The 14,536-nt window shown below is 66.8% G+C and carries 15 protein-coding genes; 7 read left to right on the top strand and 8 right to left on the bottom strand.

Features of this window, described 5'->3' with window-relative positions:
• Position 1 precedes the first annotated feature (1 nt).
• Positions 2 to 331 (top strand): L-rhamnose mutarotase, encoded by a 330-nt coding sequence (locus tag ABL838_RS07595; protein WP_418124938.1) that lies wholly within the window; start codon positions 2 to 4, stop codon positions 329 to 331.
• A gap of 72 nt (positions 332 to 403) precedes the next feature.
• Positions 404 to 847 carry a helix-turn-helix domain-containing protein gene (locus ABL838_RS07600; RefSeq protein ID WP_418124939.1) on the top strand — a complete coding sequence of 148 codons (444 nt, stop codon included), beginning with the start codon at positions 404 to 406 and terminating at the stop codon, positions 845 to 847.
• Between the two features lie 36 nt (positions 848 to 883).
• Here ABL838_RS07600 and ABL838_RS07605 read toward each other — a convergent pair whose 3' ends face one another.
• The 3 genes from ABL838_RS07605 to ABL838_RS07615 form a co-directional block, all read right to left on the bottom strand.
• Positions 884 to 2,218, bottom strand: a complete 1,335-nt coding sequence (locus tag ABL838_RS07605) for an MFS family transporter (RefSeq protein WP_369659312.1) — start codon at positions 2,216 to 2,218, stop codon at positions 884 to 886.
• A 131-nt stretch (positions 2,219 to 2,349) separates the two neighbouring features.
• Positions 2,350 to 3,507 carry an alpha-hydroxy acid oxidase gene (locus ABL838_RS07610; RefSeq protein WP_418124940.1) on the bottom strand — a complete coding sequence of 386 codons (1,158 nt, stop codon included), beginning with the start codon at positions 3,505 to 3,507 and terminating at the stop codon, positions 2,350 to 2,352.
• 141 nt (positions 3,508 to 3,648) lie between these two features.
• A complete protein-coding gene (locus ABL838_RS07615) occupies positions 3,649 to 4,542 on the bottom strand; it encodes a LysR substrate-binding domain-containing protein (protein ID WP_418124941.1) in 894 nt (297 codons plus the stop codon).
• A 106-nt stretch (positions 4,543 to 4,648) separates the two neighbouring features.
• Between ABL838_RS07615 and ABL838_RS07620 the strand changes: the two genes are divergently transcribed.
• Positions 4,649 to 6,310, top strand: coding sequence for an L-lactate permease (locus ABL838_RS07620; RefSeq protein WP_418124942.1), 1,662 nt, complete (start codon positions 4,649 to 4,651; stop codon positions 6,308 to 6,310).
• Here ABL838_RS07620 and ABL838_RS07625 read toward each other — a convergent pair.
• Positions 6,288 to 6,923: a TetR/AcrR family transcriptional regulator gene (locus ABL838_RS07625; RefSeq protein ID WP_418124943.1), complete on the bottom strand. Its 636-nt coding sequence runs from the start codon at positions 6,921 to 6,923 to the stop codon at positions 6,288 to 6,290. The two genes, ABL838_RS07620 and ABL838_RS07625, sit on opposite strands and share 23 nt — an antisense overlap.
• 86 nt (positions 6,924 to 7,009) lie before the next feature.
• Between ABL838_RS07625 and ABL838_RS07630 the strand changes: the two genes are divergently transcribed.
• On the top strand, positions 7,010 to 7,432 hold the full coding sequence (locus ABL838_RS07630) for a DUF1348 family protein (protein WP_126022571.1): 423 nt from the start codon (positions 7,010 to 7,012) through the stop codon (positions 7,430 to 7,432).
• Positions 7,433 to 7,609: 177 nt separating this feature from the next.
• Positions 7,610 to 8,053, top strand: coding sequence for a cyanase (gene cynS / locus ABL838_RS07635; RefSeq protein ID WP_418124944.1), 444 nt, complete (start codon positions 7,610 to 7,612; stop codon positions 8,051 to 8,053).
• A gap of 2 nt (positions 8,054 to 8,055) precedes the next feature.
• On the opposite strand, the gene ABL838_RS07640 is transcribed toward cynS, so the two are convergent.
• Positions 8,056 to 8,826: an SDR family oxidoreductase gene (locus ABL838_RS07640; protein ID WP_369659306.1), complete on the bottom strand. Its 771-nt coding sequence runs from the start codon at positions 8,824 to 8,826 to the stop codon at positions 8,056 to 8,058.
• 361 nt (positions 8,827 to 9,187) lie between these two features.
• On the opposite strand from ABL838_RS07640, the gene ABL838_RS07645 reads away from it, so the two are divergent.
• Both ABL838_RS07645 and ABL838_RS07650 read left to right on the top strand, forming a co-directional pair.
• On the top strand, positions 9,188 to 9,751 hold the full coding sequence (locus ABL838_RS07645) for a nucleoside 2-deoxyribosyltransferase (RefSeq protein WP_418124945.1): 564 nt from the start codon (positions 9,188 to 9,190) through the stop codon (positions 9,749 to 9,751).
• Positions 9,752 to 9,811: 60 nt separating this feature from the next.
• Positions 9,812 to 10,690, top strand: a complete 879-nt coding sequence (locus ABL838_RS07650; RefSeq protein ID WP_418124946.1) for an alpha/beta fold hydrolase — start codon at positions 9,812 to 9,814, stop codon at positions 10,688 to 10,690.
• 69 nt (positions 10,691 to 10,759) lie between these two features.
• On the opposite strand, the gene ABL838_RS07655 is transcribed toward ABL838_RS07650, so the two are convergent.
• The 3 genes from ABL838_RS07655 to ABL838_RS07665 all read right to left on the bottom strand — a co-directional run bounded on the left by ABL838_RS07655 (position 10,760) and on the right by ABL838_RS07665 (position 14,488).
• Entirely contained in the window at positions 10,760 to 11,155 is a 396-nt protein-coding gene (locus tag ABL838_RS07655; protein WP_418124947.1) for a DUF1161 domain-containing protein, read from the bottom strand.
• Positions 11,156 to 11,178: 23 nt separating this feature from the next.
• Complete coding sequence (locus tag ABL838_RS07660) at positions 11,179 to 13,410, bottom strand: NADP-dependent isocitrate dehydrogenase (RefSeq protein ID WP_184635420.1); 2,232 nt, start codon at positions 13,408 to 13,410, stop codon at positions 11,179 to 11,181.
• A 148-nt stretch (positions 13,411 to 13,558) separates the two neighbouring features.
• Positions 13,559 to 14,488: a LysR family transcriptional regulator gene (locus tag ABL838_RS07665; protein WP_418124948.1), complete on the bottom strand. Its 930-nt coding sequence runs from the start codon at positions 14,486 to 14,488 to the stop codon at positions 13,559 to 13,561.
• Positions 14,489 to 14,536: the final 48 nt, after the last annotated feature.

Genomic DNA, 14,536 nt, shown 5'->3' on the forward strand with positions numbered 1-14,536 from the left:
CATGCGCCATTTCCTGGCCCTCGATTTGAAGGACGACCCGGCGCTGATCGCCGAATACGAGGCTTATCACCGCGATATCTGGCCCGAGGTGCGCGAACACCTGAAGGCGCATGGCGTGACTGCCATGGAAATCCATCGCCTCGGCACGCGCATGGTGATGCTGATGGAAACCGACGACGCGCGCCACGACCCCGAGGCGATGGCGCTTGCCACGCGCGACGACCCGAAGATCAGGCAATGGGAAGAGCTGATGTGGAAGTTCCAGGCGCCCACGCCATGGACGCCGGAAGGCGAGAAATGGACTGCAATGAGGCGGATATTCTGTTTGTAATCAAAAGATTCAAATTTGATCGGGGATCGGTATTTTTGCCATGTGTTTACATTTGCTGGGCAAAATGCCGCCATGCCAAATATTGCATCCATTCTTAAATCGGAGATTTCGCGCGTGGCCCGCAAGGAAGTTCGCGCGGAAATGGAAACCCTCAAGAAGGCATCTGTTCACCATCGCGCGGCCATCGCTGCATTGCGCCGCCAGATAAGTTCGCTGGAAAAGGAACTGCGCAATGTCGCCAAGGGCACGTCGCGCGGCGCGCGCGCGAGCGAGCCCGACGAGTCCGGCGAAGACGGACCGAAGCGCAGGTTCAGCGCGGGCAGGCTGGCCTCCCACCGGGCGAAGCTGGGTATCTCCGCTGCTTCCTACGGAAAGCTGGTGGGCGTGTCGGGCCAGACGATCTACCACTGGGAACAGGGCAAGGCCCGGCCCCGGGCCGCGCAGCTCGAAAGCCTCGCCTCCGTGCGCGGGCTGGGCAAGCAGCAGGTGGCGCAGCGGCTGGGCGAGGCCGAGTAGCCCGCCTCAGCCCTTCAGCCCTCTTTTCTTCCTGCGTCAGTGATCGTGATGCAGGTAGCTCGCCTGCCTCGGCAGCCTCAGGCTCACAAGGAAGGCGATGACCATCATCGCGCTCACGTACCAGAAGAAGGCCGACTCGTGTCCCAGTGACTTGAGCCCCAGCGCCACGTATTCGGCCGAGCCGCCGAAGATCGCGTTCGCGACCGCGTAGGCCAGCCCCACGCCCAGGGCGCGCACTTCGGGCGGGAACATCTCCGCCTTCACGATGCCGCTGATCGAGGTGTAGAAGCTCACGATGGCCAGCGCCGCGATGATGAGAACGAAGGCCAGCACGGGGCTGGTCGTGTGCTGCAGCGCGGTCAGGATGGGCACCGTCGTCAGCGCGCCGAGGCCGCCGAACAGCAGCATGTTGTTGCGCCGCCCGATGCGGTCGGACAACGCGCCGAACACCGGCTGCATGCACATGTAGACGAAGAGCGCGCATGTCATGACGTAGCTTGCCGTCTTGATCGGCAGGTGCACCGTGTTAACGAGGTACTTCTGCATGTACGTGGTGAAGGTGTAGAAGATCAGCGAGCCGCCGGCCGTGTAGCCCAGCACCGTGAGGAACGCCGGCGTGTGGTGCCTGAAGAGGCCGCCGATGCTTCCGGCTTCCTTGTTCTTCCTGGCCTCGTCGGTCTGCGTCTCGTGCAGCGTGCGGCGCAGCAGCAGCGCCACCACCGCCGCGATGGCGCCGATCACGAAGGGAATGCGCCAGCCCCAGGCCTTGAGCTCGGCCTCGGTCAGCAACTGTTCGAGCACCACGATCACTAGCACCGCGAGCAGTTGCCCGCCGATCAGCGTGACGTACTGGAAAGAAGAGAAGAAGCCGCGCTGGCCGCGCAGCGCCACCTCGCTCATGTAGGTGGCGGTGGTGCCGTATTCGCCGCCCACCGAGAGCCCCTGGAACAGCCGGCATACCAGCAGCAGGAAAGGCGCCCACGCGCCGATCTGCGCATAGGTGGGCAGGCAGGCGATGACGAGCGAGCCGCCGCACATCATCGTCACCGAGATCAGCATCGAGGTCTTGCGCCCGAGCCGGTCGGCCAGCCTCCCGAAGAGCCAGCCGCCGATGGGCCGCATGAGGAAGCCGGCCGCGAACACGCCGGCTGTGTTCAGCAGCTGCGCGGTGGGATCGGACTTGGGAAAGAAGGCCGGCGCGAAGTACAGCGCCGAGAAGGCGTACACGTAGAAGTCGAACCACTCGACCAGGTTGCCGGAGGAGGCCGCCATGATCGCGAAGACGCGGTGGCGCTTTTCTTCTGCCGTGTAGTGCGGGGGAGATGAAGCAGAGGCCGCTGGGCCTCCCGAGGTAGGCGTGACTGCGCTCATGGTGCCTTCTTGTGCCGTGCAGGCAATGTTGTTGTTTCCAAAACATTCTGCGCCGGCACGAAGGGACCGCGTGTCGGCCGATGCCGCATCGGCCTACCTCCGCAGGGGCCTTCCGGTGAAGCCCTGCAGGCTCAGAAAGTGCCAGGCAGCAGGATGCTCGAATCGACGTCGTCGATGTTCGTGCGGCCGCAGAAGGCCATCGTGATGTCGAGCTCCTTCTGGATGATCTGCAGCGCGCGGGTCACGCCCTCCTGCCCGAAGGCTCCCAGGCCGTAGAGGAAGCTGCGGCCGATGAGCGTGCCGCGGGCGCCCAGCGCGCGGGCCTTGAGCACGTCCTGCCCGCTGCGGATGCCGCCGTCCATCCACACCTCGATCTCGGTGCCCACCGCGTCGACGATGGCGGGCAGCGCCGCGATGGAGGAGGGGGCGCCGTCGAGCTGGCGCCCGCCGTGGTTCGACACGATGAGCGCGTCGGCGCCGCTTGCGGCCGCGAGGCGCGCGTCCTCCACGTCCATGACGCCCTTGAGGATGAGCTTGCCGCCCCAGAGCTTCTTGATCCACTCCACGTCGGCCCAGCTCAGCGCGGGGTCGAACTGCTCGGCCGTCCATGACGACAGCGACGACAGGTCCTTCACCCCCTTGGCGTGGCCCGCGATGTTGCCGAAGGTGCGGCGCTTGGTGCCCAGCATGCCCATGCACCAGCGCGGCTTGGTGGCGAGGTTGATCAGGTTCTTGATGGTGGGCTTGGGCGGCGCGGTCAGGCCGTTCTTGATGTCCTTGTGGCGCTGGCCGAGGATCTGCAGGTCGAGCGTGAGCTGCAGCGCGGTCACGTTGGCGGCCTTGGCGCGCTCGATCAGGCGCTCGATGAAGTCGCGGTCCTTCATCACGTAGAGCTGGAACCAGAAGGGGTGGCGGCCGGTGTGCTCGGCAATGTCCTCCAGCGAGCAGATGCTCATGGTCGACAGCGTGAACGGAATGCCGAAGGCCTTGGCTGCGCGCGCGCCGAGGATCTCGCCGTCGGCGTGCTGCATGCCCGTGAGGCCGGTGGGCGCGATGGCCACGGGCATCGCGGTTTCCTGCCCGATCATGGTGGTGCGCAGCGAGCGGCCCTCCATGTTCACGGCCACGCGCTGGCGCAGCTTGATCTTCTGGAAGTCGCTCTCGTTGGCGCGATAGGTGCCCTCGGTCCACGCGCCGGAGTCGGCGTAGTCGTAGAACATCTTCGGCACGCGCCGCTTGGCGATCACCCGCAGGTCTTCGATGTTGGTGATCCTGGAAAGGTCGGGCACGGGCGGTCTCCTGGCGGGTTCTCTTGGTGGATCGGCGGAAGCTAACCGGCCATTATCTGCAGGCAGGGCGGGACGCCATCTGAAAAAAGCCGGCCCCGCTGCTGAAAAAAATTCAGGCCGACTGCATGCGAGGTGCCCTGCTCAGGCCGCTCGCTCGCGCAGCGCCTCGCGCAGCCACTCGACGAAGGTCGCGCACTCCCACCGCTCCATCGCGCCCGGCTTCCAGCACAGGAAGTAGGCGTTGGGCGAGGGCACGCTGCGCCGCGACAGCCGCACCAGCCGGCCGTTGTCGAGCCAGGCGCTGCCCAGGCGCAAGTGCATGAGCACCACGCCGAAGTCTTCGGCGGCTGCATCGAGCGCTAGTCCGAGGTCGTTGAACTGGTGGCCCGTGGCGGGCTCGGGCAGGCCGATGCCGCAGGCCTTGAACCAGGTGCGCCACGACTCCAGCGGCGTGCGCAGCAGTTGTGCGCGCGACACCTCGGCGTCGGTCTCGAAGCCTTCGAAGGGGCCGTGGCGTTCGAGGTAGGCGGGGCTGCACACCGGGGAGACGTCGTCGGCCAGCAGCTGGACGAACTCGCGGTCGTGGAAGGGGCCGGTGCCGAAGCGCAGCTCGATGTCGGCCTCTTCCACCGTGGTGTTGCGCACCGGCATGGTCACCTGCAGCATCAGCTCGATGTTCGGGTAGGCATCGCGAAAGCGCGCCAGCCGGGGCAGCAGCATCTGGCGCGAGAAGGTCGGCGTGACCGCCACGCGCAGCCGCCGCACTTGCGACTCGGGCTCGCGCCCCGGCACCTGCCGCAGCGCCGAGATGGCCTCGCGCACCCGCGCCAGGTAGGCCATGCCGTCGGCGCTGAGGCTGAAGTCGCTGCCGGTGAAGAACTTCAGCCCCAGAAGCAGTTCGAGCTGGCGGATGCGGTGGCTCACCGCGCTGGGCGTCACCGCGAGCTCCTCGGCCGCGAGGTTCACGCTGCGCAGCCGCGCGACGGCCTCGAAGGCCTGCAGGCCCTGGGTCGAGGGGAGACGCGGAGAAACCATCTTTTGTCGTGAGGGGTAGCGGGGTAGGATGGTATCGAACGCTTCCGGTCCTGCCCGGCCGAAGCACCGGCTCAGAAGAATTTCCATAACAACAGGAGATGAGCGAATGGTCTGGCAACAGGTTTACAACCCCTTCGGCAACATGATCGTATCGACGGCGCTGGCCGCGATACCGGTGGTGGTGATGCTGGTGTGCCTCGGGTTGCTTCACGTCAAGGCGCACTACGCGGCGGGGCTGGGCCTGCTGAGCGCGGTGCTCATCGCGGTGTTCGCCTTCGGCATGCCGGCCGACATGGCAGGCAAGGCGGCCTTTCTCGGCGGCATCACCGGCCTGCTGCCGATCGGCTGGATCGTGCTGAACATCATCTTCCTGCAGCAGCTCACGCAGCAGAACGGCAGCTTCCAGGTGCTGCAGGACTCCATCGCCGGCATCACGGAAGACAGGCGCCTGCAGCTGCTGCTCATCGCATTCGCCTTCGGCGCCTTCTTCGAGGGCGCGGCGGGCTTCGGCACGCCGGTGGCGGTCACCGCGGCCATCCTCATCGGGCTGGGTTTCTCGCCGCTCGCGGCATCGGGGCTCTCGCTCATCGCCAACACCGCGCCGGTGGCCTTCGGCGCATTGGGCACGCCGGTCATCACGCTGGCCAAGGTGCATGGCTACGACCTGATGGCGGTCACCGCGATGATCGGGCGGCAGCTGCCGTTCTTCTCGCTGCTGGTGCCGTTCTGGCTCATCTGGGCCTTCGCGGGGCGCAAGGGAATGATGGAGGTGTGGCCGGCCATCCTGGTCACGGGCGTGTCCTTCGCGATTCCGCAGTTCCTGGTGTCGAACTACATCGGCCCGGAGCTGGTGGACATCATCGCGGCCATCGTCTCGATGGTGTGCCTGGTCGCGTTCCTGCGCGTGTGGAAGCCGAAGAAGGTCTGGACCTCGGTGTCGCTCAAGGGACACGAGGCCGACGGCGGCGAGGCGTCCGCGGCCGTCGCGCCGACGAAGCATTCGAGCGCCGCCGTCATCCGCGCCTGGACGCCGTGGCTCATCCTCACCGTGTTCGTTTTCATCTGGGGCCTGCCCTCGGTGAAGACCTGGCTCAACGGCATCTTCGCGCCGAGCTTTCCCATCGACGGGCTGCACAACATGGTCGAGAAGGTGGCGCCGGTGGTGCCCAAGCCGACGAAGGAGGGTGCGGTCTACCAGCTGCTGCTGCTCTCGGCCACGGGCACCGGCATCCTGATGTCGGCCATCGTAGGCGGGCTGGTGATGAAGTACAACCCGATCCAGCTCGTGGCCGCCTATGGCCGCACGCTGTGGCTGGTGAAGTTCTCGCTGCTCACCATCGTGCTGATGCTCGCGCTGGGCACGCTCACGCGCTACTCGGGGCTGGACACCACGCTGGGCCTGGCCTTCGCCAACACCGGCGTGCTGTATCCCTTCTTCGGCACGCTGATGGGCTGGCTGGGCGTGGCGCTCACCGGTTCCGACACCGCATCGAACGTGCTCTTCGGCGGCATGCAGAAGGTGGCGGCCGACCAGCTCGGCCTGAGCCCCAACCTGATGGGCGCGGCCAACAGCTCCGGCGGCGTGATGGGCAAGATGATCGACGCGCAGTCGATCGTGGTGGCTTCCACCGCCACGCGCTGGTTCAACCATGAAGGCGAGATCCTGCGCTACGTGTTCTTCCACTCCATCGCGCTGGCCTGCCTCGTGGGCTTCTACGTGACGCTGCAGGCCTACGTGTGGCCGTTCACGCTGATGGTCGTGAAGTAGCGGCTGTCGAGGCGGGCAGCGTGGCCGCCAGCGCCTGAAGCAGCCGGCGCAGGTCGTCGACCGCTTCGCGCGCGAGCGCGGCGCCGCCCATCTGCGCCTTGACGATGGCGCCGTCGACGCCCAGCGCGGCAGCCTGCGCAACCGCCATGCGGCGCGGGCTTTCCAGTGATTCGGGCAGCAGCCCGGCGATCACCTCGACCATCTCGCGCTTGTGCTCGCGCGAGATGTCGCTCGCGCCGCTCACGCTGCCGCCCACCTCGACCACCGAGTTGATGAAGGCGCAGCCGCGGAAGGTCGGGTCGGCGAACCACTCGGCCATCGCGTCGGCCAGCACCTCCAGCGCCTGGCCGCCGCCGATGCGTTGCTGCGCGCCGAGCCGGCCGAGCGCATCGACGAACCATGCCATCCACAGGCCGTGGCGGTGATCGAGGAAGGCCCGCACCAGGTCGTCCTTCGACGGGTAGTGCCGGTAGAAGGTGACCTTGGTGACGCCCGACGCGGCGATGACGCGGTCGATGCCGGTGGCGCGGATGCCGTCGGCGTAGAAGAGGTCGTGCGCGGTGCGCAGGATGCGCTCGCGCGCCGGCAGTTCGGAGATGGAAGAGATGTCCATGGCGCGATTGTAGGCATGTAGACAGGTCTGTCTACATGTGGCACATTCCGGCGCATTCCCCTTCAACCTCCATCGAAAGAAGCACCATGGAATCACGCCCGCCGCTGCCGCCCTTCACCCTCGAATCCGCCACGCAGAAGGTACAGGCCGCCGAAGACGCCTGGAACTCGCGCGACCCCGTTCGCGTGAGCCTGGCCTACACGCCCGACACCGAATGGCGCAACCGCGCCGATTTCGTCAACGGCCGCGAGCAGGTGGTGGAGTTCCTGTCGCGCAAGTGGACGCGCGAGCTCGACTACCGCCTGAAGAAGCAGCTATGGGCCTTCATGGACAACCGCATCGCGGTGCGCTTCGAGTACGAATGGCACGACGACTCGGGCCAGTGGTATCGCAGCCATGGCAACGAGAACTGGGAGTTCGCGGAGAACGGCCTCATGCAGAGGCGCTTCGCGAGCATCAACGACCAGCCCATCAAGGAATCGGACCGCAAGTTCCACTGGGCGCGCTGACCTCGTGTTGTTCCCTCTCCCCTCGGGGAGAGGGTCAGGGTGAGGGCCGGAGCGCCAATGCCGCCGCGCTCCATCCATCGCCGACGCGCCCTCACCCCAACCCTCTCCCCGAGGGGGAGAGGGGGCAAGACCCCGGCATGGCTGTTGCTTGCCTGAGCTCACTCAACAGGAGACCCCATGAACCGCAACGACGTCACCGAGAAAATCATCGCCACCAAGGTCAGCAAGGGCATCCAGTGGGCCGACGTGGCCAGGAAGGTGGGCCTCTCGAAGGAGTGGACCACCGCCGCCTGCCTGGGCCAGATGACGCTCGACGACAAGCAGGCGAAGATCGTCGGCAAGATCTTCGGCCTCACCGCCGAGGAGCAGAAGTGGCTGAAGGTGGTGCCCTACAAGGGTTCGCTGCCCACGCCGGTGCCCACCGATCCGCTCATCTACCGCTGGTACGAAGTGGTGAGCGTGTACGGCACCACCATCAAGGAACTCATCCATGAAGAATTCGGCGACGGCATCATGAGCGCCATCGACTTCAGCATGGACATCCAGCGCGAGGCCGACCCGAAGGGCGACCGCGTCAACGTGGTGCTGTCGGGCAAGTTCCTGCCCTACAAGACCTACTGAGCCTACTGAGCGTATTCGGCCGGGCGCGGCCGCTGCTGCTGATGTTGCCTGGCGGGCGGGCGCACTGCGCCGGCGGTGATGCCGTAGCCCTCGATGGCGCCCGCGATCGAGCGCGCCACCGCATCCACCGGCACCGCGATGCGCCGGTTGGTGCGCATGCGTTCGCGCGCGTAGCTGGCCGCGATGCGCTCGGCCAGCGGATCGATGGGGCCGTGCACGTCGGGGCTCACCACCGTCACGTGCAGCCGGCCGGCATGCTCCTGCCGCAGGCCCTCGGAGATCGCGTTCACCGCGTACTGCGTGCCGTGGTACACCGCCGAGCCCGGCGACAGCCCGTGCATCGCCACCGGCGCCACGTTCACGATGTGGCCCCAGCCCTGCTCCTGCATCGTCGGCAGCACCGCCGCGATGCCCAGCAGCACGCCGCGCAGGTTCACGTCGATCATGAGTTCCCACTCCTCGATCTTGCGGTTCCACAGCGGCGACATCGGCATCACGCCCGCGGCGTTGACGAGCACGTCGATCTGCTCGTGCGTCTCGAGTGCGAATTCGGCGAACGCTTCCATGTCGGGCCGGTGCGTCACGTCGAGCCGCTGGAAGCTCGCCGTTCCGCCCGTGGCCGTGATCTCGGCCGCGAGCGAGGCGAGCCTGTCGGTGCGGCGCGCACCGAGCACCACCTTGGCGCCGCGCCGCGCAAGCAGCCTGGCGGTCGCTTCGCCGATGCCGCTGCTCGCGCCGGTGATGAGTACGACTTTTTCCTGGATCGTGGTCATGGTGAACTCCTCGTGCTGATCTGTCTGCCGTGGGGCGCACACTGGAATGAGCGTGGGCCGGGCATGCAGAGAAGTGTGCGTTTTCGCGAGCCCGAAGCGGTAGACGAATCGAACGCGGTTTTTGCCTGATCCTGCAAACTGCGATGCCGGCTGCGCCACGCCGCTTCCCTCGCTCGGTGCCGCGTAGTGCTTTTGCGGTAGAGAAGGCTCAAGCGGAGCGTTTGGCGCTTCGTGCGAGCTTCTTGCCTGATTCCCCGAAGCAGCAGCGGCAGGGGCGGCGGGCCGATGCATCCATCGGTAATTCGCTTTGCACCATGTCGCAAGGATTGAGCAAGAGCCCGAAATCGCCGATGCTGCGCCGATGGACAAGCAGCCTCCCCGGAACACGGCCCGCCCGCGCATCTACCTCGCGGGGCCGGACGTCTTTCGCCCCGACGCCAGGGAGCATTTCGTGAGGCTGTCGGCCGCGTGCGAAGCAGCGGGCCTCGCGGCCCTGCTGCCGGCCGACGGCAACGAAGAGCTGAGCTCCGAGGCGCCCGAGAAGCAGATCTACGAAGCCAACATGCAGCGCCTTCGCGGCGCGGACGGCGTCGTCGCCAATCTTGCGAGCTTCAGGGGCATGGAGCCCGATTCGGGCACCGTGTTCGAGGTCGGCGCGGCGATCGCGCTGGGCATCCCGGTCGTGGCCTACGGCGTTCCCGAAGGCAGCTACGCAGACCGCGTACGCGCCGCGCTGCAGTGCGAAGTCGACGCGAACGGCGTGCTGCGCGAAGCCGGAACTAGCATCGCGGTCGAGGACTTCGGGCAGCAGCTGAACCTGATGCTGGCGTGTTCGATTCACATCGAGGCTACGCCGGAGGCGGCGTTGAAGAAGATGTCGCACTTGCTGACTGTCCACCGCGCGACAAAAGCAGGAAACCCCTGATCGAAGCGCCACTCACCAGCCCCTAGGATCGGCTCCATCGATCACTGTATGGAGCACTGCATGCCGACCACCGAGACCCACTTCGAGCTCACCGCCAACGACGGCGTCACGGTGGAGGTCCATCGGTGGCTGGGCACGGCGACGGCGCCGCGCGCCATCGTGCAACTCGCGCATGGCATGGGCGAGCATTCGCTGCGCTACCGGCATCTGGCCGAGTCATTCGTGCGCGCGGGGTACGTGGTGTATGCGAACGAGCATCGCGGGCATGGCAAGGGTGCGCAGGCGCGTGGTGAGCTGGGCGAGTTCGGGCCGCGCGCGTTCGCCGGGCTGGTGGACGACATGGCGCTGCTGAGCCGCCACGTGCGAGGCGTGCATCCCGGGCTGCCGCTGATCCTGCTGGGCCACAGCATGGGTTCGTTCGCGCTGCAGTACTACCTGGTCGAGCACGGTTCGCTGCTCGCGGGCGCGGCACTGTCGGGCACCTCGGCGCTCGACCTGCTGGGAACCGCGCTGCAGTCGGGCTTCAAGCTCGAAGACATGAATGCCGCGCTGCCCGACGTGCGCACGCCCTTCGACTGGCTCAGCCGCGACCCCGCGCAGGTCGATGCGTACATCGCCGACCCGCTGTGCGGCTTCACGGTCTCGCCGGAGGGGCTGGGTTCGATGTTCGCGAAGCTGGACGCCCTGACGCCCGAGGCCATGCGCAAGACCATCCGCCCCGAACTGCCCCTGTACCTGTTCATCGGCGGCGAAGATCCGGTGAGCAACAAGGCCGAGTGGTTCTATCCGCTGGTGGAGCGCTACCGAGCGGCCGGGCTGCGCGACGTGTCGTGCCACGTGTTCGGCGGCGCGCGCCACGAGGCGCTGAACGAGACCAACCGCGACGAGGTCGAGGCGGTGCTGCTCGCGTGGATCGCGCGGGTGGTGGCGAAGGGCTGACGAGCCGGAAGACTCCGGCCGTAACAATGGATGGGGCTGGGCCAGGCGGCAGGCGCCGCCAGCTTGCCGCTACTGCTTTCTGCAATCGCCCATGGTCACGGTGCCGTCCTTGCACTCGGTGATCATGGGGTCGTCCGCTCCCTGGGCCGCAGCCGTAGCAGGAGGCGTCGGGGCAGATGCAGGGATGGATGCAGGAGCAGGAGCCGGTGCGGCCCCCGCGTCCTTCAGATAGACGACCTTCTTCGTGCCGAGCTCGCAGCTGCCCACCACCTGGCCGTTCGCCGATGCGTTCGCATCGATGACGGTGACGGTGAAGCGCGCCACGCCGCTCGCGGCGATCTTCGATTCGATGCGGGTGCGCAGCGCCTCGCAGTCCTCGGCCGCATGGGCTGTGCCCGCCGCGCCGGCCAGGGCCAGCACGGCGGGAAGCATCGCGAGCCTGAAGGGCTTCATGGCGACTGCCATCCGCACGATGTCGATCGGCCTTCTTACGCCGAAGCCAGCGCCGCGTTGAGCGTGGCGCTCGGGCGCATGATGGCCGAGAACTTGACCGGGTCGGCCAGGTAGTAGCCGCCGATGTCCACCGGCTTGCCCTGCACGGCGGCGAGTTCGTCGACGATCTTCTTCTCGTTGGCCGCGAGCGTCTCGGCCAGCTTGCTGAAGGCGGCCTGCAGTTCGAGGTCTTCGGTCTGCGCGGCCAGTTCCTGCGCCCAGTACATCGCCAGGTAGAACTGGCTGCCGCGGTTGTCGAGCTGGCCGGTCTTGGGCGATGGGTTCTTGTTGTTGTCGAGCAGCTTGCCGGTGGCGGTGTCCAGCGTCTTGGCGAGGATGGTCGCCTTCTTGTTGTTCGTCTTCAGGCCCAGGTCTTCCAGGCTCACGGCCAGCGCGAGGAATTCGCCCAGCGAGTCCCAGCGCAGGTGGTTCTCTTCCACCAGCTGCTGCACGTGCTTGGGGGCCGAGCCGCCCGCGCCGGTCTCGTACATGCCGCCGCCGGCCATCAGCGGAACGATCGACAGCATCTTGGCCGAGGTGCCCAGCTCCATGATGGGGAACAGGTCGGTCAGGTAGTCGCGCAGGATGTTGCCGGTGGCGCTGATGGTGTCCAGGCCGCGGACCACGCGCTCCAGCGTGTAGCGCATGGCGCGCACCTGGCTCATGATCTGGATGTCCAGGCCCGTGGTGTTGTGCTCGTGCAGGTACATCTTGACCTTGGTGATCAGCTGCGCCTCGTGCGGACGATAGGCGTCGAGCCAGAACACCACCGGCATGCCGGAGTTGCGCGCGCGGTTGACGGCCAGCTTCACCCAGTCGCGGATCGCGGCGTCCTTGACCTGGCACATGCGCCAGATGTCGCCCTGCTCCACTTCCTGGCTCATCAGCACTTCGCCGGTGTCCAGGTCGGTGATGTTGGCGACGCCGTCCTCGGCGATCTCGAAGGTCTTGTCGTGCGAGCCGTATTCCTCGGCCTTCTGCGCCATGAGGCCCACGTTGGGCACGGTGCCCATGGTCTTGGGGTCGAAGGCGCCGTGCCACTTGCAGAAGTTGATCATCTCCTGGTAGATGCGGGCGAAGGTCGATTCGGGCATCACGGCCTTCACGTCCTTCAGGCGGCCGTCGGCGCCCCACATCTTGCCGCCGTTGCGGATCATCGCGGGCATGGAGGCGTCCACGATCACGTCGTTGGGCGAGTGGAAGTTGGTGATGCCCTTGGCCGAGTCGACCATCGCCAGCTCGGGACGGTGCTCGTGGCAGGCGTGCAGGTCGCGCTTGATCTCGTCCTGCGTGCTCTGCGGCAGCGTGGCGATCTTGTTGTAGAGGTCGACCATGCCGTTGTTGACGTTGATGCCCAGCTCGTCGAACAGCTTGCCGTGCTTCTCGAATGCTTCCTTGTAGAAGATCTTCACGCAGTGGCCGAACACGATGGGGTGCGAGACCTTCATCATGGTGGCCTTCACGTGCAGCGAGAACATCACGCCGGTCTTGTGCGCGTCCTCGATCTCCTTTTCATAGAAGGCCAGCAGCGCCTTCTTGCTCATGAACATGGAGTCGATGATCTCGCGGTCGAGCAGGGCGACCTTGGGCTTGAGCACGATGGTCTTGCCGCTCTTGGTGATGAGCTCCATCTTGACGTTGCGCGCGCGGTCGAGCGTCATGGACTTCTCGCCGTGGTAGAAGTCGCCGCCGTGCATGTGCGAGACGTGCGAGCGCGAGGCCTGGCTCCAGTCGGCCATGCTGTGCGGGTTCTTGCGCGCGTATTCCTTCACGGCCTTGGGGGCGCGGCGGTCGGAGTTGCCTTCGCGCAGCACAGGGTTCACCGCGCTGCCGGTGCACTTGTTGTAGCGCGCGCGGATGTCCTTGTCCTCATCCGTGGTCGGGTTCTCGGGGTAGTCGGGAATCTTGTAGCCCTTGCCCTGCAGTTCCTTGATGGCCGCCTTGAGCTGGGCCACCGAGGCGCTGATGTTGGGCAGCTTGATGATGTTGGCTTCGGGCTTGAGCGTGAGCTTGCCCAGTTCGGCGAGGTTGTCGGGCACCTTCTGCTCGTCGCTCAGGTAGTCGGGAAACTCGCCCAGGATGCGGGCCGCCACGGAGATGTCGCTGGTCTCGACGTTGATGCCGGCCGGGTTCGTGAAGGCGCGGATGATCGGCAGGAACGCGTAGGTCGCCAGCAGGGGCGCCTCGTCGGTGAGGGTGTAGACGATGGTGGGTTGCTTCGAGCTCATGCGCTTCTTCCGTAGATCCTGGTTGTCGGGGTGGCTGGAACTTCCGGCTTTCCGGGGGTAGCCCGTTTTTTGCCGGAGCCCCCGATTGTCGCCCGCCGGGACCGTGTTTCGCCATGCGGGTTGCGAAGCCCCCGGCGCGAAGCGCGTCTTAACGGGGCTGCGGCTGGCCGGAAGCGGACTTTTCGAGCATTTCCCGGGCCAGGTCGACGAAGGCGCGCAGCTTGGGCGCCTGGGCCGCGCGGCGCGGAAAGTACAGGAACAGCCCCGGCTCCCCGAAGGCCGAGCGCGGCAGCAGCTGGCGCAGGCGGCCTTCGCGCAGTTCGGCGCGCACCAGCGGCTCGAAGATGTAGGCGATGCCCACGTCGGCCAGCGCCAGGTCGCGGGCGTAGAGCGCGTCGGTGACCCGCACGGTGCCCGGCACCTCGACCGAGACGTGGGCGCCGGCCTGGTCGCGCAGGTCCCAGGCGTACACGCCACCCGAGGTCACGAAGCGGAAGCCGATGCAGTTGTGCCGCTGCAGCGCCTCGATGTCGCGCGGCTCGCCCGCCGTGGCCAGGTAGCGCGGGGTGGCCACCAAGATGGCCTCGAAGGGTGGGGTGAGCCGCACCGCCACCATGTCCTGCGCGACGGTGTGGCCCAGCCGCACGCCGGCGTCGTGGCCGCTCGCCACGATGTCGGCCAGGCCGTCGTCACAGGTGATCTCGATCACCAGCCCCGGGTGGCGGCGCGCCATTTCGGCCACCAGCGGGGTCATCGCCAGCGGCAGCGCCACGTGGGGTGCGTTGACGCGCAGCACGCCGCTCACCCGCCCGAGCGACTCGCCGAAGCGGTCCACCGCGTCGGCGATCTCGCCCATGGCCGGGGCCAGCATGCCGATGAAGCCGGCGCCGGCCTCGGTCAGCCGCACGCTGCGGGTGGTGCGCGCGAAGATCGGCTGGCCCAGGTGGTCCTCGACGGCGCGCACCGCGTGGCTCACAGCCGAGGCGCTCATGCCCAGCTCGGCGGCCGCGGCGGCGAACCCGCCGCGCCGGTGCACCGCCAGCACGATGGCGAGATGCGGGAGCAGGGTTCGGTCCATTCATGCACTGTATCGCACAGTGCATTCGATTTGAACCGGCTAGTCGTT

It is taken from the genome of Variovorax sp. 160MFSha2.1 (assembly GCF_048305075.1).
Taxonomy (GTDB): Bacteria; Pseudomonadota; Gammaproteobacteria; order Burkholderiales; family Burkholderiaceae_C; genus Variovorax; species Variovorax guangxiensis.

Bases quoted from the DNA above. Each gene is read 5' to 3' on its own strand.
- ABL838_RS07595 (WP_418124938.1), top strand. From the start codon at position 2: ATGCGCCATTTCCTGGCCCTCGATTTGAAGGACGACCCGGCGCTGATC.
- ABL838_RS07615 (WP_418124941.1), bottom strand. From the start codon at position 4,542: ATGGTTTCTCCGCGTCTCCCCTCGACCCAGGGCCTGCAGGCCTTCGAG.
- ABL838_RS07660 (WP_184635420.1), bottom strand. From the start codon at position 13,410: ATGAGCTCGAAGCAACCCACCATCGTCTACACCCTCACCGACGAGGCG.
- ABL838_RS07620 (WP_418124942.1), top strand. From the start codon at position 4,649: ATGGTCTGGCAACAGGTTTACAACCCCTTCGGCAACATGATCGTATCG.
- ABL838_RS07625 (WP_418124943.1), bottom strand. From the start codon at position 6,923: ATGGACATCTCTTCCATCTCCGAACTGCCGGCGCGCGAGCGCATCCTG.
- ABL838_RS07640 (WP_369659306.1), bottom strand. From the start codon at position 8,826: ATGACCACGATCCAGGAAAAAGTCGTACTCATCACCGGCGCGAGCAGC.
- ABL838_RS07600 (WP_418124939.1), top strand. From the start codon at position 404: ATGCCAAATATTGCATCCATTCTTAAATCGGAGATTTCGCGCGTGGCC.
- ABL838_RS07650 (WP_418124946.1), top strand. From the start codon at position 9,812: ATGCCGACCACCGAGACCCACTTCGAGCTCACCGCCAACGACGGCGTC.
- cynS (WP_418124944.1), top strand. From the start codon at position 7,610: ATGAACCGCAACGACGTCACCGAGAAAATCATCGCCACCAAGGTCAGC.
- ABL838_RS07655 (WP_418124947.1), bottom strand. From the start codon at position 11,155: ATGGCAGTCGCCATGAAGCCCTTCAGGCTCGCGATGCTTCCCGCCGTG.
- ABL838_RS07630 (WP_126022571.1), top strand. From the start codon at position 7,010: ATGGAATCACGCCCGCCGCTGCCGCCCTTCACCCTCGAATCCGCCACG.
- ABL838_RS07605 (WP_369659312.1), bottom strand. From the start codon at position 2,218: ATGAGCGCAGTCACGCCTACCTCGGGAGGCCCAGCGGCCTCTGCTTCA.
- ABL838_RS07645 (WP_418124945.1), top strand. From the start codon at position 9,188: ATGGACAAGCAGCCTCCCCGGAACACGGCCCGCCCGCGCATCTACCTC.
- ABL838_RS07665 (WP_418124948.1), bottom strand. From the start codon at position 14,488: ATGGACCGAACCCTGCTCCCGCATCTCGCCATCGTGCTGGCGGTGCAC.